The following is a 19136-nucleotide window of genomic DNA, read 5'->3' on the forward strand; positions in this document are numbered from 1 at the left end:
GACATACCGCTATCGCGAGCAAGCTCGCTCCCACATCAGGGATCTTCGGTATCAGGTCAGGCCAGTTCGGCCACGACCGCCGCCAGCGCCTGGGCCGGATCGACGGCCTGGCTGATCGGACGGCCGATCACCAGGTAGTCGGAACCGGCGTCCAGCGCCTGGCGCGGGGTCAGGATACGGCGCTGGTCGTCCTGGGCGCTGCCCGCCGGGCGAATCCCCGGGGTCACCAGTTGCAGCGACGGGTGCGCGGTCTTCAGTGCATTGGCTTCCAGGGCCGAGCAGACCAAACCGTCCAGACCCGCTTTCTGGGCCAGCGCTGCCAGGCGCAGCACTTGTTCCTGAGGCTCGATGTCCAGGCCGATCCCGGCCAGGTCCTCGCGCTCCATGCTGGTCAGCACGGTTACGCCGATCAACAGCGGTTGCGGGCCACTGCGCTGGTCCAGCACTTCGCGGCAGGCCGCCATCATGCGCAGGCCGCCGGAACAGTGCACGTTGACCATCCAGACGCCCATCTCGGCCGCGGCCTTCACGGCCATGGCGGTGGTGTTGGGGATGTCGTGGAATTTCAGGTCCAGGAACACCTCGAACCCCTTGTCACGCAGGGTGCCGACGATTTCAGACGCGCAACTGGTGAACAGTTCCTTGCCGACTTTGACCCGGCAGAGCTTGGGGTCCAACTGGTCGGCCAGCTTCAGGGCGGCGTCACGGGTAGGGAAATCCAGGGCGACGATGATGGGCGTCTGGCAGGCGGACATGAGCGGGCTCTCAGGCAAGTCGAAATCGGCGCGCATTGTAGCGGAACCAGCGCCACTGGGGGACCCGATGATCGGTAAATCTCACCGCGTCCACCCCGAGCATGGACGATCCCGGCCTTTGTGTCGAAGTCGATACAGGGCTGACACGCCCCCAATACGCCGGCACGCTACCGTCTGCCGCCGCACCCCGTCCTTTCAGCGCTTCACGCCTCGCGGTCCGAAGCCTATGCTGAAGCCTCAACCTTGCCGCCTCCTTTGCGATTGGCAGCTTACCTGGCAGATGATGCATCCATGCAGAACACCCCTGTTGCAAATGCCGATGATCACAAAGCGTGCGACGACGACAAGCGCTGGAACACCCGGGCGCTGATCGTCGACGACGATGTGCCGATCCGCGAACTGCTGATCGATTACCTGGCCCGCTTCGGCATACGCGCCAGCGGTGTGACCGATGGCGCGGCCATGCGCCAGGCGTTGCAGGCCGAGCACTTCGACGTGGTCGTGCTCGACCTGATGCTGCCTGGTGAAGACGGCCTGCAATTGTGCCGCTGGCTGCGGGCCGAATCGGACATCCCGATCCTGATGCTCACCGCCCGCTGCGAACCCACCGACCGCATCATCGGCCTGGAACTGGGTGCCGATGACTACATGGCAAAACCGTTCGAGCCCAGGGAGTTGGTGGCCCGTATCCAGACCATCCTGCGCCGGGTACGCGACGACCGCAGCGAACAACGGGCCAACATCCGCTTCGATAACTGGCGGCTCAACAGCGTGCTGCGCCAACTGATTTCCCTCGACGGGCTGGTGGTGCCGCTGTCCAACGCCGAGTTCCGCCTGCTGTGGGTGTTCATCGAACGACCGCGCCGGGTGCTCAGCCGCGAACAACTGCTGGACGCCGCCCGTGGACGCTCCATCGAGGCGTTCGACCGCAGCATCGACCTGCTGGTCTCGCGCCTGCGCCAGAAACTGGGCGACGACCCGAAGGCCCCGCAATTGATCAAGACCGTGCGTGGCGAGGGCTATCTGTTCGACGCCCGGGACATCGGTTGATGCGGCTGCGCCTCGACTCCCTGTTCGGCCGGCTGTTTGGCGTCCTGCTGCTGGCGATTGTCCTGGCGCACCTGTTGGCCTTTGCCTGGTTTTCCGTCTACGACAAGCCGCCGCCCGGACCGCCACCCGAGTTTACCCAGCATGGCGACGGCCCTCCGCCCTTCGGCCCTCCGCCCGAGCATGCCGAGCGTCCGTGGTTCGGCGGGCCGGTGGTGCCGCTGACGTTGCAGTTCGTGTTCCTGATCGTGGCCGCCTGGTATGGCGCCAAGCTGTTGACCCGGCCGATCCAGCGCCTGAGCAACGCCGCCGAACGCCTGAGCGAAGACCTCGACAGCCCGCCGCTGGCCGAGGACGGCCCACGCGAGGCGCGCCAGGCAGCCCATACGTTCAACCTGATGCAGCAACGGATTCGCGAGCAGGTGCAGCAGCGTTCACGCATGCTCGGCGCGGTGTCCCACGACCTGCGCACGCCGCTGTCGCGGCTCAAGCTGCGCCTGGAGCAGATCGACGACGTAAAGCTGCAAGGCCAGATGCGCCAGGACCTGGACGACATGATCGGCATGCTCGATGCCACCCTCACCTACCTGCATGAACAGCGCACCAGCGAAGCCTTGCAATGGATGGACGTGCAGGCCCTGGTGGAATCGCTGAGCGAAAACGCTCAGGACCAGAGCGCCGACGTACAGGCCAGTGGCGCGTGCGCGCCGCTGCACGTGCAGCCGATGGCGCTGCGCTCGTGCGTCAACAACCTGATGGACAATGCCCTGCGCTATGCGGGCCACGCCTTGATCACCCTGGACGACCAGGGCGACCGGGTGCTGATCCGGGTCATCGACCACGGCCCCGGCATTGCCCCAGACAAGCGTGAAGCGGTGTTCGAACCCTTCTATCGCCTGGAAGGCTCGCGCAACCGCAACTCCGGCGGCGTCGGCCTGGGCATGACCATCGCCCGGGAAGCCGCCGAACGCCTCGGCGGGCAGTTGAACCTGGAAGAAACACCGGGCGGCGGATTGACGGCCGTCATCCACCTGCCACGCACCTGAGCCCCCAGCTCCCACAGGGTTCAAGGGTGAGCCGGGGCTGTGTATGGCCTGCGATACAAACGCCACACACCCACGACAACTGGCCCGCCGACGCTGCTTGAGCCGGTGCACCCGCCGGCAACACCAGCCCAAGGAGAGTGCCCATGATCGGCAGCGTCAGCGCCAGCAATTACGCGTCATACACCAGCACCAGCAATACCTCGACCCACAGTGCCCACGGCCAGTCATTCCAGAAGGAACTGCTTGGCCGGCTCGACAGCAACGACGACGGTTCGATCGACCAGGATGAACTGAGCAGCGCCCTGTCGCAAAAAAGCGACGACGGTATCCTGGTCAGCCTGAGCGACAACTTCGACGACCTGGACAGTGACGGCAGCGGTGACTTGAGCAGCGAGGAAATGGCGGCGATGGCCCCGCCACCACCGCCACCGCGGAGCCAGGCGCCCGATACCGAACTGGCCGATGCGTTGCTCAGCGCCCTGGACACCGACGGTGACGGCGTGGTCAGCAGCGACGAATTGAGCAGCGGTCTGGCCAGTGCCGGCAGCAATGCCGACAGCCAACAGGTGTTCTCGGCCCTGGACAAGAATGAGGACGGCACCGTCAGCGCCGACGAACTCGCCGCCAGCCTCGCCCCACCGCCGCCCCTCAACAGGCCTCCAGCGACGAGCTGTTCAGCCAGCTCGATGCCGATGACGACGGCAGCATCACCGCCAGCGAACTGACCAGCGCCTTGCAGGCGAACCGCGACAGCGACAGCACCACCGACCAGGACAGTGCCAGCGAGGCCTTGGGCAGGATGATCGCCAACCTCAGCCGGCAGTACTCGCTGGACAGCGTCGCGACCGTGGGCAAGCACCTGAACGTGGCGACCTGAGACGACGGCGAACCTGGCGGCGAGGGCGTCAGGCTACGCGTCGACCTCAGGGCTTAGAAGACTCCGTGGCGAGGGCGCCGGCGCCCGCTGGGCCGCCCGATTCGCCACGGTTTTGGGTTCCGGAAGGTGCTGTTCAAGCTAGCGTGCCTGGCTTTTGCTCCAGTCCGTCAACAGGCTGTACGCCACCGCCAGCAAGGTCGGGCCGATGAACAGGCCGATGAAGCCGAAGGCAATCAACCCGCCGAACACGCCCAGCAGCACGATGACCAACGGCAGGTTCCCGCCCCGGCTGATCAGGTAGGGCTTGAGCACGTTGTCCACGCCGCTGATGATGAACGTGCCCCAGATGCCGAGGAACACCGCCATCCCGTACTCGCCTTTCCACGCCAGCCAGGCCGTGGCCGGAATCCAGACCAGCGGCGGGCCCATGGGGATCAGGCTCAGCAGGAACGTGACGATCCCCAGCACCAGCGCGCCCGGCACGCCAGCGATCAGGAAGCCGATCAAGGCCAGCAGGGCCTGGGCCGCCGCAGTGCCGATCACGCCATTGACCACCCGTTGTACCGTCCCGGCCACCAACTCGATGTAGTAACCGGCGCGGTCGCCGATCAGGCGCTCCAGCAATCCATGGACGAACGCCGCAAGGCGCGGGCCATCGCGATAGAAGAAAAATACGAACACGATGCTCAGGGTCAGTTCGAGCATGCCGCCACCAATCTGCTTGCTGCGGGCCAACAACCAGTTGCCGACCTGTCCCAGGTACGGCTTGAGGGTGACCATCATCGCCGCGCCCTGCTGGTCGATGCTGTTCCAGATCGCCACCAGCCGCCCACCCACCAGCGGCAAGCCGCCCAGCCAGGCCGGTGCGTCGGGCAGGCCATCGACCTGCACATCGCGGATGAACGCCGTGGCATCGCGCACATGATCGGCCAGGTTGAACCCCAGCCACACCAGCGGCCCCGCCACCAACAGCATCCACCCCACCGTCAACAGCCCCGCCGCGAGGGACTCGCGACCATTGACCCAGCGGGTCAGCAGGCGCATCAACGGCCAACTGGCAAACGCCAGCACCGCCCCCAGAACAGCGCCGACCAGAACGGCGCCATCACCCAGAGGCTTGCGCCGAACAACACCAGGAGCAGAATCTGCACCAACAGCCGATCGTTATTGAGCATGTAAGGTCTCGAAAAATGTCCAGGGCGGGCCACGGCGTGAGGCCCGCGACCCGCCACAGCTTATCGCAGCAGTTCCAGATGCAGGCCCGGCGCGTCGCCACTGGCGGCTTCCAGGCGCGCGGCCCGCACCCCCTGGCCCGCCAGCGCCTGCCGCCACGCTTCGGCCCGAGGGCCGGCAATACTGACCCGCAGCCCCGTATCCAGGTTCAATGCCCGGGACAACAGGCGCAGCCAGGTATCGTCCGGCTCACCGCCAAGGCGCGGCAAGTCGAGCACCCCGGTGTCCTTGAGCTGGCGCAGCAGGGTCGCCGAAGTGGGCAGCAAATCCCCAGCGCGGCATTCGCCGCAAACTGTTCGACGTGCAGGTAGGCCTTGCGATTGCCGCGGGTGATGCCATAGAGCGCAATCAAGGTGTTGTCCGCCGGGGGCGCCAGGCGCAACAGCAGGTAGGCCTGGCCGTTGTCGGCACCGTAGAGCTTGGCGTTGCCGAAGACCTCGTTGGCCCACAGGCTGCTTTCGCCGCAATCGCGGGCCTGGCACCAGAACAACAGCTCGGCACCCTGCTTCTGCAACGCTTCGCGCGCCGCCGTGAAGGCCTGGGTCGCGGAATGTTCGGGCGGCAGTTCGTAGGTGACCGAGGTCACGTTGCCCGGGCGTCGACCTGGCCGTCGAAACGCAGCTGGCCACTGATTCGGCGGATCGAGCCCATGGGATAGACGCGTTCCAGGTCATTGGTTTGCCGGTAATCGACGATCTGGGCATCGGGCATGCGTGGCACGCCCTCCAGGTCGCGACTGCCCGGCACATCGGCAGCGAACGATGCCGGGCCCAAGCAGGCCAGCGCCAGCAGGACGAGTGAATGGACGGATGATTTCATCGGATCGACGTGGCCTGGAGCGCCCGGACGCGACAAGCGTCGTCGGTGCACCACGGGGCGGGTAAGCAGCGGTCTGTCATGGTTGTCTCCCTTTCAACCCGCCCAGCCTCGACAGTTGCCCGGCGCAAGTCAAGAAACGCTGAAGAACCGATTGAAACAGTCTGCTACAAGCGCGGCGCCGCCTTCGTCATTCAGGTGCAAATGATGGCCGCCCGGCAACTGCTCATGACTGAAGGGTAGACGCTCCAGCAACTCCGGGTGCCGCGCCAGCATGCCGTCGGCCGCCACCACCAGGTGCGCGGGACAGGCGACCCGTGCCACGAACGCCATGGCCTGCTCGTCGGTCAGGCGCAGCGGCGATGGCAAGGTCAGGCGGTTGTCGGTGCGCCACGTGTAGCCACCAGGCACCGGCATCAGTCCGCGCTGGGCCAGCAGCTCGGCCGCCTCGCGACTGACCGCCACCAGGCCTTTCATGCGTGCCTCGATGGCCCGGTCGAGGGTTTTGTAGACCGGTTTGCGTTTGTGCTGCAAATCCATTTGCGCTTGCAGGGCCATGCCCATGCGTTCGGCCGCGCCATCGCCCTGGGCGGTGGGCGGGATGACGCCGTCGATCAGCCCCAGGTGCGTCACCCGCTCCGGCAAGGCGCCGGCCAGCACCAGCGAAACAATGGCGCCCATGGAGTGCCCCAACAGGGCGAAACGTTTCAAGCCCAGTTGTTCGGCGACGTGCAGCACGTCATGGGCATAGTCCCAGAGCGCGTAACCGGCACCGGCCGGCCGATGCCCGGAATGACCATGGCCGGCCATGTCCAGGGCGATGACCCGCAAGCCCGCCAGCCGCGGGGCCAGCCGGGCGAAACTGTTGGCGTTGTCCAGCCAGCCGTGCAGGGCGATCACCGGACGGCCCTCTTCCGGGCCGAACAGGTGGGCTGCCAACTCGATATGCGGCAGGCTCAGGCGGACCTCTTCGACCGTGCTCATGGGCGATGCCCCTGCCAACGCTGGAACAGGTCCTTGAGCAGGTTGGCCGTGTCTTGCGGCCGCTCCAGGGGGAACATATGGCCGCCGGGCATGCTCAGGGCTTCGCCATGGGGCATGCGCCGCACCGATCGAGTGTGATGGCGCATCACCACGCGACTCTGCCGGCCACGCACCACTGCCAGCGGCACCTGGAGCGTGCGGGGCCGGCCCGGGCTGGTGTGCGGCACGCCGCGATAGATGCTGATTTCCGTGGCCGGGTCGAAGCGCAACCGCAAGCGGTCGCCCACCGGCTGCAGGCCGTGTTGCAGGTAAGCGTCAAAGCAATCCGGGTCGAAGCCGCGGAACAGCGTCTTGCCGGCGAAATACTGCCGCGCCGAGGCCAGATCGGCGAACTCCTCGCGCCGGCCCAGGGTCCGGCCGGCCGGGGTCAGGCGATCAATGAAGCCCAGGCGCTTGGCGGCCAGGATCACCCACCGGTCGGTGCGGGTCAGCACCGGCGAATCGAGCATGACCACGCCTCGGTACAAGTGCGGGCATCGCAACGCCGCGTGCAGGTGCAGCACACCACCCAGGGAATGGCCGACACCCCATACCGGCGCCGGCTGGCGTTCCAGGTGATGGATCAATTCGTCCACCAGGTTGTGCCAGTTGTCGTCCACCGGAAAGCGCGGATCGTGGCCGTGCAGTTCCAGGTGCGCGACCTCGTACTGCGGCGCCAGCGCGGCGAACAGCTTGCCGTAGGTGGCCGAGGGGAAACCGTTGGCGTGGGCGAAAAATACCTGTTGCGACATGACAGCCGATCCATTGGGGGAACTGGCACCGATTCTGCGCACAAGCCACCGACGCGGCAATGACCGTAACTGCCAGGAATGATGACAGTCGAGCTTGGGCTATAGACAGAAGCTGCAAGCCTCAAGTTGATAGCTTGCAGCTCCCAGCGCTTCACCGCGCCGGCGGTTGCTCGCCGAGCGGCACCACCGCCATGGTCAGGCGCGATACGCAGTTGAGCTTGCCGTCGTCGTTGGTCAAGCGGATGTCCCAGACCTGCGTGGTGCGGCCCAGGTGGACCATCCGTGCCGTGGCGGTGACCCGTCCGCTGCGCACGCCACGCAGGTGGTTGGCGTTGATCTCCAGGCCCACGCAGTAGAACTTGCTGGTGTCCACGCACAGGTAAGCGGCCATGGACCCGACCGTCTCGGCCAACACCACCGACGCGCCGCCATGCAACAGGCCGAAGGGTTGGTGGGTGCGGTGATCGACCACCATGCTCGCGGTCAGGGACTCGTCGTCGAACGACTCGAAACGAATGTCGAGCACTTCGCTGATGGTGTTTTTACCGGCGGCGTTGAGTTGTTCGAGGTTGGGGGTGTTGCGCCACAGACTCATCGTGTTCATTCCTTTATCGTTGTTATTGTGGCCGCTTGCATTTCGTACACAGCCTAGGCTCTGTCTGAAAAGCCTTGATACTCGTTCATGCTGCGTTGAAAACCGGCTCGGAATGCTCATTTACTCCAGTAAAGTCGAGCGCGACCCCGGCCGTTCCTCGCCGGTTTTCGCCTTGCCTGACCTTCGTCTCAAGACTTTTCAAACAGAGCCTAGGGGTGCCGCAGGGCCTTGAGCGTCATCGCCCCGGCCAGCGGCAGGTCGCCTTCCAGTTCGGCCAGGCCGGCGGTCTGCACCTGTTCGGGTTGTTGCAGGTGGCCGTGTTGCAGCAGGCCCAGCAGGCTGCCCACCAGCGGGTTGTGGCTGACCAGCAGCACCGGGGCCTGGTCCGCCAGGTGTTCCAAAACCTTTTGCGGCCGTGTCTCCGGCGTGAGCCAGTTGACCGTGATCAGCTGCGGCTCGAACCCCAGCGCTTGGCGCACCAGTTGCGCGGTCTGCTGGGCACGCCGGTACGGGCTGACGTAAATGGCCGCCAACGGCTGGCCGATCAGGTGCGCGGCACTGTGCAGCACTTGCTCGCGCCCGTGTTCGGTCAGGGCCCGCTCGGGATCGGGACAGTTGCCGTAGGGCTCGGCCTCGCCATGACGCAATACCCAGAGTTTCATAGCTTGGGCTCTTCGTCCCGGACCGGATGCGCGGCCGGCGCCACGACGTGCGGCGCTTCACCTTCGGGCGTGCGCGGAGTGGGCCAATCGGCGAACGGCCATGGCTTCTGGTCGCTGTGGAAAGTGCCAAAACGGCCGATCTGCGCCAGGAACTGGCTCAGGCTGTCACCGAAATTCATCAGGCTGGCGCTGGGCGCGCCGTAGATCAGCCGATAGATCAACTGCACCAGCACCACGGCGCCCAGGATGAACTGCGCCACCTGCCAGACCAGCAGGTAGATCACCATCCACAGCACACGCAGCAGGATGGATTCGTATTGGGGTTGTCCTTTCGGATCGTTCATGGCTCGCTCCTGCTTGCGGTCAAAAGACTCAGTTGAAACCGCTGGTGGAAATGAAATCGACGTCGGTCTTCGGCTCGCCGCGCATCAGCAATTCGATCACCTGTTCCAGCGTACGCCCCTCGAACAGAATTGCATGCAACCCGGCCACCAGCGGCATGTACACCCCGGCCTCCTGGGCCTTGGCCTTGAGCACCTTGAGGGTGTTGACCCCCTCGGCCACTTCGCCCAGGCGCGAGACGGCTTCTTCAAGGCTCAGGCCCTGGCCAAGGGCAAACCCGACCTGATAGTTGCGGCTCTTGGGTGACGAACAGGTGACGATCAGATCGCCGACCCCGGCCAAGCCCAAAAACGTCATCGGGTTGGCGCCCTGGCTGACGGCAAAGCGGGTCATTTCCGCCAGCGCCCGGGTGATCAGCATGCTCTTGGTGTTCTCGCCCATGCCCAGCGCCACCGCCATGCCGGCGATGATCGCATAGACGTTCTTCAGCGCCCCGCCCAGCTCCACGCCAAAGCGATCGGCACTGGCATAGACGCGAAAGGTGCGGCCATGGAGCGCAGCCTGGACCTGCTGGCACAGCGCTTCGTCTTCACTGGCCACCACCGTCGCGGTGAGCGCGTGTTCGGCGATCTCGCGCGCCAGGTTCGGCCCGGAAATCACCCCGATGCGGGCCTTGGGGGCGATGTCTTCGAGAATCTCGCTCATCAGCTTGAACGTCTGCGCCTCGATGCCCTTGGTCAGGCTCACCAACGACTTGCCGCTCAGGCGTTCAGCGTGGGGCGCCAGGACCGCGCGCAAGGCGCTGGACGGCAAGGCGACGAAAAACAGCTCGCTGTCGTCGAGGGTCGCCTGCAAGTCGGTGACCGGTTCCACTTCCGGGCGGATCTTGATGCCCTTGAGGTAACGCGGGTTCTCGCGGTTGACCCGGATGGCCTCGGCCTGCTCCGGGTCACGCATCCATTGGCGCACCGGGTGGCCATTCTCGGCCAGCAGGTTGGCCACGGCGGTTCCGAAGCTCCCGCCTCCCAGGACCGCAATCGGGCGCTGATCAGTCATATGCAATCCGTTCATCCATACCAAGTGGCAATGCGGGGCATTATACGGAGCGGCCGCAGCGCGACCAGCCCCGGCAACAATTACCGACGACTGTAGGAAGCTGACCATCAATTCCTAGGAAAATGCTGTCAACGTGAATGGAAAAGTCGTTCAGCTCAGTTACCATGCGCGCCATTCTCCTATTATCAAAGGCTGCACCGTGCCCGTTGGCCCTTCCCGCTCCGGTTCGACCCTGCTATTGGCGCTGATCATCAGCCCGCCAGTGCTGGGCGACGACCTGTTCGTGGACAGCCAGCCCCTGCCCCAGGTGCTGACGGCCACCCGGCTCAAGCAATCGCCGGCGGCCGTGCCCGGCAGCATGACCGTGCTCGACAGCGAATTGATCAAGGCCAGCGGCGCCCGCGATATCAGCGAGCTGCTGCGGCTGGTGCCGGGCATGATGGTCGGCAACATCAGCGGCAACCAGGCCGCCGTGAACTACCACGGCACCAACGCCAGCGAAGCCCGGCGCATGCAGGTGCTGATCGACGGCCGCTCGGTGTACCGCGCCGGCCTGGCCACCGTGGACTGGAGCGACATTCCGGTGGCCATGGAAGACATCGAGCGGATCGAAGTCTTCCGGGGGCCCAACACCGTCAGCTACGGCGCAAACGCGCTGATGGCCGTGGTCAACATCATCACCCGCGCCCCGGCCGACAGCCACGGCACCCGCCTGAAGATCACGCGCGGCCAGCGCGGCATCAGCGACTGGTACGCCAGCCAGGGCAGCGGTTGGGAAGGCGGCGACCTGCGCCTGTCGTTGTCCGGCCAGGAAGACGACGGCTTCGACAGTGACCGCAACGGGGCGGACTACCGCGACAGCCGTCGCCTGGAGCGCTTCAACCTGTCGGTCAGCCAGACCCTGGACGAACGACAGAGCATCGACTGGCAATTGAACGCCAAGGACGGCACCAACCAGCGGCCCTACACCTACCACCCGGTGTTTGCCGGGATCACCGCCGCTGGGGATAACTCCGACGTCATCGCCAAGGACTACGCCGGTTCGCTGCGCTGGAACCTCGACCTGGACCCCGACCACAGCCTTTATGTACAAGGCTCGATCCAGCACTGGGATCGCCAGCAGACCTGGCGGGCCTGTGACGCCGAAGTCTCCTTCAGCCCGCAACTGACCGACCTGTGGCAGCTCAACCCCAACTACGCCGAGAAGCTGGCGCGCAACATGCCGTCCTTCACCCGCACCGGCGCGCCACCCGGCGGCACGCCGCAGGAACAGGCACTGGCCAACCAGGTGATCGACCAGTGGCGCAACGGCGCCTCGCAAACCCTGTGCGGGGACATCGACCAGAGCACCCGTGAATCGCGCTACGACCTGGAAATCCAGGACACCCTGAGCCTGTCCGACAGCCTGCGACTGGTGACCGGGGCGAATTACCGCTACGACCGGGCCGACTCCGAGACGTACTTCAACGGCACGCTGGACGACACCACCTGGCGCCTGTTCGGCCAACTCGAATGGCGGGCCAGCGAACACTGGCTGCTGCAGGGTGGCGCCATGTTCGAGGACGCGCGCCTGACCGGCAGCTCGCTGACGCCCCGGGTGGCCGTCAACTACCTGATCACCCCGCGCCATGGCCTGCGCGCGGTGTACTCCGAAGCCGTGCGCTCGCCGGACATGTTCGAGAACAACGTCAACTGGAGCTACCAGGTCACCAATCTGCAGCCGTCCGCCTTCGGCCAGCGCAGCGCCCGCTATTTCGTCGTGACCCGTGGCCCGGGCAACCTGGAACAGGAACACATGCGTTCCCGGGAGCTGGGCTACAACGGCTATTTCATGGACCTGGGCCTGACTGTCGATGTCAAGCTGTTCCACGACGAAATCACCGGCATGATCAGCGAACCGCTGCGCAACAACCAATACATCGCCAGCAACAGCAACCAGTCACAGTTCTCCGGGGCTGAAACCCAGTTCGACTGGCGCATGACCGGCGCCGACCGCCTGCGCCTGACCTACGCCTACGTCGACGCCCAGGCGAGCAACCCCCTCGACGAGCAACTGACCGCCCGCAACAGCGGTTCGGCCGGCTGGCTGCGGGACTGGGGCCAGGGCTGGAACAGCGCGGTGTTCTATTACGCCGCCAACGCCCTGGACGGCTACCGCTTCGAACGGGTCGACACGCGGGTCGCCCGGCGCATTCCCCTGGGCAAGGCCAGCCTGGAATTGGCGGGCACCCTGCAACAGCGCCTGGACGACGAACCGACCACGTTCGTCGACAACCGCTACGATTCCCGCCATGTGCTGTATTTCAGCGCAGAGTTGTCCTTCTAAATGTGCCGGGCCCCTGCACGAAGGACGCCATTGCGTGGCTGCCGAAGGCTGGCGCTGGGGCTGCTGCTCATGGTCGGGCTGACGGCGATCCAGGCCCGGGCCGCCGAGATCGTGCTCACCGGCGCCGAGGACAGCCCCGGCGTGCAGTCCTTTACCCAGGCCCTGAAAGCCCTGCGTCCGGAAGACAGTGTGCGATTCACGCCGCTGGCCAGCCTGCCGACGCCCGATAAGCTGCCCGCCAATGTCCGCCTGGTCCTGCTCGACCTGCCCAGCCTGGACTGGCGCCTGCAAGACACCCGCGGGCCGGCCACACTGGTTCTGCGCATCAGCCGGCTGCAAGCCCGCGACCGCCTGGGCGAGGCAACGCCCAATCACCTGAGCCTGCTATGGAGCGACCCGCCGGTGGTGCGGCAGTTGCGCCTGATCCGCGCGATCCTGCCGCAGTTGCGTCGGGTCGGCGTGCTGTACGACGGGCACAGCGAGTTTTTGCTCAACGACATCCGCCAGGCCGCCGCGCCGCTGGGCCTGGAAATCGTCACCGAACGCTGGGACGACACCGCTGACAGCCGCCCCCTGCAAAACCTGCTGGGCCAGAGCGACGTGCTGCTGGGCCTCGACGACCCCGACCTGTACAACCCCAAGACCGTGAAAAACCTGTTGCTCAGCAGCTACGCCCGGCAACGACCGTTAATCGGCCCCAGCGCCGCCTTCGTCAAGGCCGGCAGCCTGGCGAGCACCTACAGCGACCAGGACGACTGGCTGGCGATCCTCGACGAACTGCTCGATCGCCCCGCCACGACTTGGCCGCGCACGTTGTACCCGGCCCGTTTCAAAGTCCTGGGCAACCGCCAGGTCACCCGCTCGCTGGGGATCGAACCGATTGATGCCGAATCCGTCGCTGCAACGTTGGCCGAAGGAGAACACCGCCCATGACCTTGCGTCGCCGTTGGGACATCAACACCCGCACCCAGCTCATCGCCCTCGGCCCGGCGTTGCTGCTGACCGTCCTGTTGATCAGCTTCTTCACCTTCGTGCGGATCCAGGACTTGCGCCAGGAACTCAATCACACCGGGCAACTGATCGCCAACCAACTGGCGCCGGCCACGGAGTATGGCGTCATTTCCGGTAACAACGATGTCCTCGAAAGCTTGCTCACGGCGACCCTGGCGACGCCCCACGTGCGCTTTCTCGAAGTGCAGGACAGCACCGGCAAGGTGCTGGTGTACGTCGAACAGCCCGAGCAGGCTCGCAGCCACTCCCAGCAGATCGAGGTCTTCCAGTCCCCGGTGCGCCTGCAACGCATCACCCTGAACAATGACTTCCTGCAGGGCAACAGCACATCCGTCGAGGCGCCGGTGGAGGATTACCTGGGCCGAGTGATCGTCGGCATGTCCAGCGACGCCTTCAGCCAGCGGCAACAGGAGATCCTGTTCAAGGCGGCGATCCTGGCGCTGTTCGCCCTGCTGTTCACCTTCCTGGTGGCACGCCGCCTGGCGACCGACCTGTCGCAGCCGATCCGCGACATCGGCAACGCGGTCAAGGCCATCCAGCAAGGGGACTACAGCACCCCGCTGCCCATCGTCGACGATGCGGAGCTGGGGGCCTTGTCACGGCACATCAACAACCTGGCCGACGGCCTGGAGCAAGCCAGCCGGGAACAGCACCAGACCATCGCGCAACTGATCCAGACCCGTGAGGAAGCGGAAAAAGCCAACAGCGCCAAGTCCGAGTTCCTGGCGATGATGAGCCATGAATTGCGCACGCCCATGAACGGCGTGCTGGGCATGCTGCAACTGTTGGAAACCACCCGCCTGAGCGACGAGCAGCACGAGTACACGACCCTGGCGTCGGAGTCTACCGAGCACCTACTCAAGGTGATCAACGACATCCTCGACTTCTCGCGCATCGAACGCTCGGCCCTGGAACTGGAACACATTGCGTTCAACCTGGCGGAACTGGTGGGCAGTTGCGCCCAGTCGTTCCAGCACAGCGCCGCACAACGCCAGCTGGGCCTGGAGTTGCTGATTCCCGAGGACATGCAGGCCTTGCAGGTCCAGGGCGATCCGACGCGCATACGCCAGATCCTGGTGAACCTGATCGGCAATGCCCTGAAGTTCACCGAGCAAGGCCAAGTGACCGTGCAATGCCAGTGGCAGGCCCTCGACCACGAGCTGCTGTGGTTCACCTGCACCGTGCGCGACAGCGGCATCGGGATTGCCGCCGAGACCCTGGAGCGCATGTTCGACGCCTTCCAGCAGGCCGACAGCTCGATTTCCCGGCGCTACGGCGGCACCGGCCTCGGTCTGCCGATCGCCCGCACCCTGGCCGAACGCATGGGCGGGACGCTGCGCGCCCAGAGCGAGGAAGGCCACGGCTCGGTGTTCACCCTGGAGATCCCGCTGGCGCTGTCGCGGCAGACGCCGCCGGTGCTGGCGGCGCAGCAGCCGGCCGACAAAGGCGACGGCGCGGGCCGCAACATCCTGCTGGTGGAAGACAACCCGGTGAACCAGACCGTCACCCAGGCCATGCTGCGCAGCCTGGGCTTCACCGTCAGTGTCGCCACCGACGGCGCCCAGGCCGTGCGCAGTGCCGAAAGCCAGGCATTCGAGGCGATTCTCATGGATTGCCGGCTGCCGATCATCGATGGCTACGAGGCCACGCGCCAGATCCGCCGGTTGCCGGGGCGCGACGCAGTACCGATCATCGCCCTGACCGCCAACGCCTTGCAGGGCGACCGCGAAGCCTGCCTGGCCGCCGGCATGAACGACTACCTGGCCAAGCCGTTCAAACGGATTGACCTGCAGCAGATTCTGCAGCGCTGGGTGGGCTAGGACCATCTGCGACTGGCGTGAAAGGCGAAAGTGCGGCAGTCTTAGGCACCCGAACATGCCTCGATTGGGGCTTGAATAAAAATTTCAGTGCACAGGTGTACATTCATTTCCCGTGTGCTGTGACTTTCACTACAACGCAATAGTCTATGAGTAGGCTGTCGATTCGAGGCATGACCGCTTCGATCGACCGGGAAGATTTGCCCCACCCTGCCGCAGGGGACTATTGAGGAGCTCGCATGACCAAACAAAACGCCTTTACCCGGGAAGATCTGCTGCGCTGCAGTCGCGGTGAGCTGTTCGGCCCAGGTAACGCGCAACTGCCCGCCCCGAACATGCTGATGGTGGATCGCATCACCCATATCAGCGAAGAGGGTGGCAAGTACGGCAAAGGTGAATTGGTCGCCGAGCTGGATATCACTCCGGACCTGTGGTTCTTCGCCTGCCATTTCGAAGGCGATCCGGTGATGCCGGGCTGCCTGGGCCTCGATGCCATGTGGCAACTGGTCGGTTTCTTCCTCGGCTGGCAGGGTCTGCCGGGCCGTGGTCGCGCCCTGGGTTCGGGCGAAGTGAAGTTCTTTGGTCAGGTCCTGCCGACCGCGAAGAAAATCACCTATAACATTCATATCAAACGCGTCCTCAAGGGCAAGCTGAACATGGCCATTGCCGATGGTTCGGTGGCCGTGGACGGGCGCGAGATCTACACCGCCGAAGGCCTCCGGGTTGGCGTTTTCACCTCCACTGACAACTTCTAAGGGTTATCCGCATGCGCCGCGTCGTTATCACTGGTCTGGGCATCGTTTCGTGCCTGGGCAATGACAAAGAGACCGTCACCGCTAACCTGCGTGCAAGTCGCCCTGGCATCCGGTTCAACCCGGAATACGCCGAAATGGGTCTGCGTAGCCAGGTTTCCGGCTCCATTGACCTCAATCTCGAAGAACTGATCGATCGCAAGATCTACCGTTTCGTCGGCCACGCGGCGGCCTACGCCTACCTGGCCATGAAGGACGCCATCGCTGACTCCGGACTGACCGACGAGCAGGTTTCCAACGTGCGTACCGGCCTGATCGCCGGCTCCGGCGGTGCATCGACCCTGAACCAGATGGAAGCGCTGGACATCCTGCGCGAAAAAGGCGTCAAGCGCGTGGGCCCGTACCGCGTCACCCGCACCATGGGCAGCACCGTTTCGGCGTGCCTGGCCACCCCGTTCAAGATCAAGGGCCTGAACTACTCGATCTCCTCGGCCTGCGCCACCAGTGCCCACTGCATCGGCACCGCCATGGAGCAGATCCAGATGGGCAAGCAGGACATCGTGTTCGCCGGCGGCGGTGAAGAAGAACATTGGAGCCAGTCGTTCCTGTTCGACGCCATGGGCGCCCTGTCCAGCCAGTACAACGACACGCCGGACAAAGCCTCCCGCGCCTACGACGCCAAGCGTGACGGTTTCGTCATCGCCGGCGGTGGCGGCATGGTGGTGGTCGAGGAGCTGGAACACGCCCTGGCCCGTGGCGCGAAGATCTACGCCGAAATCGTGGGCTACGGCGCCACGTCCGACGGCTACGACATGGTCGCGCCAAGCGGTGAAGGCGCCATCCGCTGCATGCAGATGGCCATGTCCACCGTAGACACGCCAATCGACTACCTGAACACCCACGGCACCTCGACCCCGGTCGGCGACGTCGCGGAAATGAAAGGTGTGCGCGAAGTGTTCGGCGACAAGGCCCCGGCCATCAGCTCCACCAAGAGCCTGTCGGGTCACTCCCTGGGCGCCGCTGGCGTTCACGAAGCGATCTACTGCCTGCTGATGATGGAAGGCAAATTCATGGCCGGCTCGGCCAACATCGACGAACTGGATCCGGAAGTGGCCGACATGCCAATCCTGACCAAGACGCGCGAAGACGCCACCATCGACACCGTGATGAGCAACAGCTTCGGCTTCGGCGGCACCAACGCCACCCTGGTCCTCAAGCGCTGGCAGGGCAAGTAAGCCCCACCGCTACATCACACAGGAAAACGCCCCGACTGGTTCGGGGCGTTTTTTTATGCCAGCTGAACGCAGCGCAGTCCCGCTGTGGGAAGGGTGCATTCACAGCGATTCCCTGTGGGAGCGGGCTTGCTCGCGAAAGCGGTGCATCAGCTACAGACAGGCTGGCTGACACTCCGCCTTCGCGAGCAAGCCCGCTCCCACACTCCAATAGATGAATGGGTATCAGCGCACCACGAACCGCTGCTGCGTCAACAAGCGATCCCCTTGGAACACCATGAACCGCCACTCCCCCGGCACCACCTCATGGCTTTCGGTGAACTCATAGGCCATGACATCCTGTGGCGCACCAGGCACCAGCTTCTGCACGACTTCGAATTTGTCGTGACGCACGCCATCGGGGGTGCGGATCCCCGGAGTGAAGTACAGGAGCGTCAATGGCTGGTCATCCGCGACCTTGCCCGCCAACTGGTAACGCATGCCGAACTTGGTGCCCAGCTTGGCCGGTACGCTCTCGGTCTGGCGGATCTGCTCGTTGCTGCGACGCAGGACCCGCTCCCCCGATTGCAGTTCGGCCTTGGGCCCTTCGAACACGCCGTATTCCACCGGGCCTTCGACACGGACTTCGGCCTGCGCCAGGCCGCAGGTCAACAACAGCGCGACCAGTGCGCTTGAACGGGTGAGGTGCATAGTGCGCTCCTTGATTGAGATGAGCGCGAGGGTATGACGCCGTGGTGACAGACTGATGACAAAAAGTCATTCTCCATTGCTACAACGCTTGCTCATTTGGGGACGGAACGCGGCAACACCGCCAGGAAATTATCCCGCGCCACCTTCCTGGCCACGTCTTCCGGCAAGGCATCCAGGAACGGGTCGAAACTGCGCAGCTCCTTGCCCACCTTGTTGAAACGGCCCACCACGTCCGACCCCACCATGAACCGCTCTGGAAAACGCTCTACCAGCTCCACCCAAGCCTGACGGGGCTTGCCTGCCTCGTCCAGCAGATACGGCGTGAGCAGGCTCCAGGACAGGTCGATGTACAGGTTCGGGTAGGATTCCAGCAGCCGGGTCAGGGTCGGCAGGAGAAAATCCAACTGCTTCTGGTGTCGATGGATTTCCTTGCTGGTGCCGGCGTGGGCCCAGATGAAGCGCGTGTGCGGGTGATTGCGCAGCGGCTCTTCGATTTCGGCCAGGTAAAGCGGATTTTTCTCACGCTTGGAGGTGATGTTCGAATGCAGCATCACCGGCAGGTCGTTCTCGGCCGCCAGATGATAGATCCGTGTCATGGCCTCGTTGTTGGCGCGCGGCGTGTCGCCCGAGGTCAATGCCGTGAGGTCGTCATGGCGGGTGAACACTTCGCCGATGCCCTGCCACAGCCCCGGGTACAGGTCGAGCATGCGTTGGATGTGGGCGTCGGAATTCTTGTCGTTGGGGTTGAAGCCCGACAGGAACGGATGGAAATGCGGGCGTTGCTCGGCGGTCAGCTTGCTCACCGCCGCGGCCACGATCACATCGGTGGCGCTGTACCAGTAGGCGTCCGCATCGTCACCGGCGTAGTAGCGCGGGCGCTTGGGCTCGTCTTCGTGCCATTTCTTGGCCACCGGAATGCCGGAGATCATCACATGTTCGATGCGATTGTCGGCCATCGCCTGGAGCAGCTTGGGCATCCCGGCGGTTTCCTGGAAAAAATCGACATAGTGCAGGTGCGCATCGCTGTAGGCGTATTCGCGGGCCAAGACGGCGTTGCTGGACACCGCCAGCAACCCGGCAACCATCAGGCGGGACAAGGACACA

General features: G+C 64.7%; 16 protein-coding genes and 3 pseudogenes. 8 read left to right on the forward strand and 11 right to left on the reverse strand.

Annotated elements, in window-relative coordinates; genetic code table 11:
• Positions 1-56: 56 nt before the first annotated feature.
• Complete coding sequence (pyrF, locus tag KI241_RS19485; RefSeq protein ID WP_161796108.1) at positions 57-755, reverse strand: orotidine-5'-phosphate decarboxylase; 699 nt, start codon at positions 753-755, stop codon at positions 57-59.
• Positions 756-1046: 291 nt separating this feature from the next.
• Between pyrF and KI241_RS19490 the strand changes: the two genes are divergently transcribed.
• From KI241_RS19490 to KI241_RS19500, 3 genes and pseudogenes are all read left to right on the forward strand, one after another.
• The gene (locus KI241_RS19490; RefSeq protein WP_042729943.1) at positions 1047-1805 is read left to right on the forward strand and encodes a response regulator; all 759 of its coding nucleotides are present in this window, start codon (positions 1047-1049) and stop codon (positions 1803-1805) included.
• Positions 1805-2848, forward strand: a complete 1044-nt coding sequence (locus KI241_RS19495; protein ID WP_212802896.1) for a HAMP domain-containing sensor histidine kinase — start codon at positions 1805-1807, stop codon at positions 2846-2848. Before KI241_RS19490 ends, KI241_RS19495 begins: the two co-directional genes overlap by 1 nt.
• Before the next feature lie 143 nt (positions 2849-2991).
• Positions 2992-3725: pseudogene (locus tag KI241_RS19500) on the forward strand (EF-hand domain-containing protein).
• 138 nt (positions 3726-3863) lie between these two features.
• Here KI241_RS19500 and KI241_RS19505 read toward each other — a convergent pair.
• From KI241_RS19505 to KI241_RS19540, 8 genes and pseudogenes are all read right to left on the reverse strand, one after another.
• Positions 3864-4900: pseudogene (locus tag KI241_RS19505) on the reverse strand (AI-2E family transporter).
• Positions 4901-4960: 60 nt separating this feature from the next.
• Positions 4961-5777 (reverse strand): annotated as a pseudogene (locus KI241_RS19510) (DUF4892 domain-containing protein).
• A 129-nt stretch (positions 5778-5906) separates the two neighbouring features.
• Positions 5907-6758: an alpha/beta hydrolase gene (locus KI241_RS19515; RefSeq protein ID WP_042732567.1), complete on the reverse strand. Its 852-nt coding sequence runs from the start codon at positions 6756-6758 to the stop codon at positions 5907-5909.
• Complete coding sequence (locus KI241_RS19520) at positions 6755-7549, reverse strand: alpha/beta hydrolase (RefSeq protein WP_042732568.1); 795 nt, start codon at positions 7547-7549, stop codon at positions 6755-6757. The genes KI241_RS19515 and KI241_RS19520 overlap by 4 nt, the downstream gene beginning before the upstream one ends.
• Before the next feature lie 151 nt (positions 7550-7700).
• Positions 7701-8144, reverse strand: coding sequence for a hotdog fold thioesterase (locus KI241_RS19525; RefSeq protein ID WP_042732569.1), 444 nt, complete (start codon positions 8142-8144; stop codon positions 7701-7703).
• Between the two features lie 209 nt (positions 8145-8353).
• On the reverse strand, positions 8354-8806 hold the full coding sequence (gene sixA / locus KI241_RS19530; RefSeq protein ID WP_042732570.1) for a phosphohistidine phosphatase SixA: 453 nt from the start codon (positions 8804-8806) through the stop codon (positions 8354-8356).
• Complete coding sequence (locus KI241_RS19535) at positions 8803-9150, reverse strand: DUF4389 domain-containing protein (RefSeq protein WP_042732571.1); 348 nt, start codon at positions 9148-9150, stop codon at positions 8803-8805. Before KI241_RS19535 ends, sixA begins: the two co-directional genes overlap by 4 nt.
• A gap of 28 nt (positions 9151-9178) precedes the next feature.
• The gene (locus KI241_RS19540; RefSeq protein ID WP_047736449.1) at positions 9179-10204 is read right to left on the reverse strand and encodes an NAD(P)H-dependent glycerol-3-phosphate dehydrogenase; all 1026 of its coding nucleotides are present in this window, start codon (positions 10202-10204) and stop codon (positions 9179-9181) included.
• Positions 10205-10403: 199 nt separating this feature from the next.
• On the opposite strand from KI241_RS19540, the gene KI241_RS19545 reads away from it, so the two are divergent.
• The 5 genes from KI241_RS19545 (at position 10404) to fabB (ending at position 17345) form a co-directional block, all read left to right on the forward strand.
• Positions 10404-12530, forward strand: coding sequence for a TonB-dependent receptor (locus KI241_RS19545; protein ID WP_042732865.1), 2127 nt, complete (start codon positions 10404-10406; stop codon positions 12528-12530).
• A complete protein-coding gene (locus KI241_RS19550; RefSeq protein ID WP_212802897.1) occupies positions 12531-13463 on the forward strand; it encodes an ABC transporter substrate-binding protein in 933 nt (310 codons plus the stop codon).
• Entirely contained in the window at positions 13460-15361 is a 1902-nt protein-coding gene (locus KI241_RS19555) for an ATP-binding protein (RefSeq protein ID WP_042732924.1), read from the forward strand. Before KI241_RS19550 ends, KI241_RS19555 begins: the two co-directional genes overlap by 4 nt.
• Before the next feature lie 236 nt (positions 15362-15597).
• Positions 15598-16113: a 3-hydroxyacyl-[acyl-carrier-protein] dehydratase FabA gene (gene fabA, locus KI241_RS19560; protein WP_003204400.1), complete on the forward strand. Its 516-nt coding sequence runs from the start codon at positions 15598-15600 to the stop codon at positions 16111-16113.
• A gap of 11 nt (positions 16114-16124) precedes the next feature.
• Positions 16125-17345 carry a beta-ketoacyl-ACP synthase I gene (gene fabB / locus KI241_RS19565; RefSeq protein ID WP_042732937.1) on the forward strand — a complete coding sequence of 407 codons (1221 nt, stop codon included), beginning with the start codon at positions 16125-16127 and terminating at the stop codon, positions 17343-17345.
• Between the two features lie 222 nt (positions 17346-17567).
• Here fabB and KI241_RS19570 read toward each other — a convergent pair whose 3' ends face one another.
• Together KI241_RS19570 and KI241_RS19575 are read right to left on the reverse strand one after the other, a co-directional pair.
• On the reverse strand, positions 17568-18032 hold the full coding sequence (locus KI241_RS19570) for a DUF3859 domain-containing protein (protein WP_042732938.1): 465 nt from the start codon (positions 18030-18032) through the stop codon (positions 17568-17570).
• Positions 18033-18124: 92 nt separating this feature from the next.
• Positions 18125-19117, reverse strand: coding sequence for an amidohydrolase family protein (locus tag KI241_RS19575; protein ID WP_212803891.1), 993 nt, complete (start codon positions 19115-19117; stop codon positions 18125-18127).
• Between the last annotated feature and the right edge of the window lie 19 nt (positions 19118-19136).

It is taken from the genome of Pseudomonas sp. Cab53 (assembly GCF_018325965.1).
In the GTDB taxonomy this organism is placed as follows: domain Bacteria; phylum Pseudomonadota; class Gammaproteobacteria; order Pseudomonadales; family Pseudomonadaceae; genus Aquipseudomonas; species Aquipseudomonas chlororaphis_E.

What these genes read in the sequence shown, in the direction of transcription:
- fabA (WP_003204400.1), top strand. Translation starts at nt 15,598, where the DNA reads ATGACCAAACAAAACGCCTTTACCCGGGAAGATCTGCTGCGCTGCAGT.
- KI241_RS19540 (WP_047736449.1), bottom strand. Translation starts at nt 10,204, where the DNA reads ATGACTGATCAGCGCCCGATTGCGGTCCTGGGAGGCGGGAGCTTCGGA.
- KI241_RS19535 (WP_042732571.1), bottom strand. Translation starts at nt 9,150, where the DNA reads ATGAACGATCCGAAAGGACAACCCCAATACGAATCCATCCTGCTGCGT.
- KI241_RS19520 (WP_042732568.1), bottom strand. Translation starts at nt 7,549, where the DNA reads ATGTCGCAACAGGTATTTTTCGCCCACGCCAACGGTTTCCCCTCGGCC.
- KI241_RS19570 (WP_042732938.1), bottom strand. Translation starts at nt 18,032, where the DNA reads ATGCACCTCACCCGTTCAAGCGCACTGGTCGCGCTGTTGTTGACCTGC.
- KI241_RS19495 (WP_212802896.1), top strand. Translation starts at nt 1,805, where the DNA reads ATGCGGCTGCGCCTCGACTCCCTGTTCGGCCGGCTGTTTGGCGTCCTG.
- pyrF (WP_161796108.1), bottom strand. Translation starts at nt 755, where the DNA reads ATGTCCGCCTGCCAGACGCCCATCATCGTCGCCCTGGATTTCCCTACC.
- fabB (WP_042732937.1), top strand. Translation starts at nt 16,125, where the DNA reads ATGCGCCGCGTCGTTATCACTGGTCTGGGCATCGTTTCGTGCCTGGGC.
- KI241_RS19525 (WP_042732569.1), bottom strand. Translation starts at nt 8,144, where the DNA reads ATGAGTCTGTGGCGCAACACCCCCAACCTCGAACAACTCAACGCCGCC.
- KI241_RS19550 (WP_212802897.1), top strand. Translation starts at nt 12,531, where the DNA reads ATGTGCCGGGCCCCTGCACGAAGGACGCCATTGCGTGGCTGCCGAAGG.
- KI241_RS19575 (WP_212803891.1), bottom strand. Translation starts at nt 19,117, where the DNA reads ATGGTTGCCGGGTTGCTGGCGGTGTCCAGCAACGCCGTCTTGGCCCGC.
- KI241_RS19515 (WP_042732567.1), bottom strand. Translation starts at nt 6,758, where the DNA reads ATGAGCACGGTCGAAGAGGTCCGCCTGAGCCTGCCGCATATCGAGTTG.
- KI241_RS19490 (WP_042729943.1), top strand. Translation starts at nt 1,047, where the DNA reads ATGCAGAACACCCCTGTTGCAAATGCCGATGATCACAAAGCGTGCGAC.
- KI241_RS19555 (WP_042732924.1), top strand. Translation starts at nt 13,460, where the DNA reads ATGACCTTGCGTCGCCGTTGGGACATCAACACCCGCACCCAGCTCATC.
- sixA (WP_042732570.1), bottom strand. Translation starts at nt 8,806, where the DNA reads ATGAAACTCTGGGTATTGCGTCATGGCGAGGCCGAGCCCTACGGCAAC.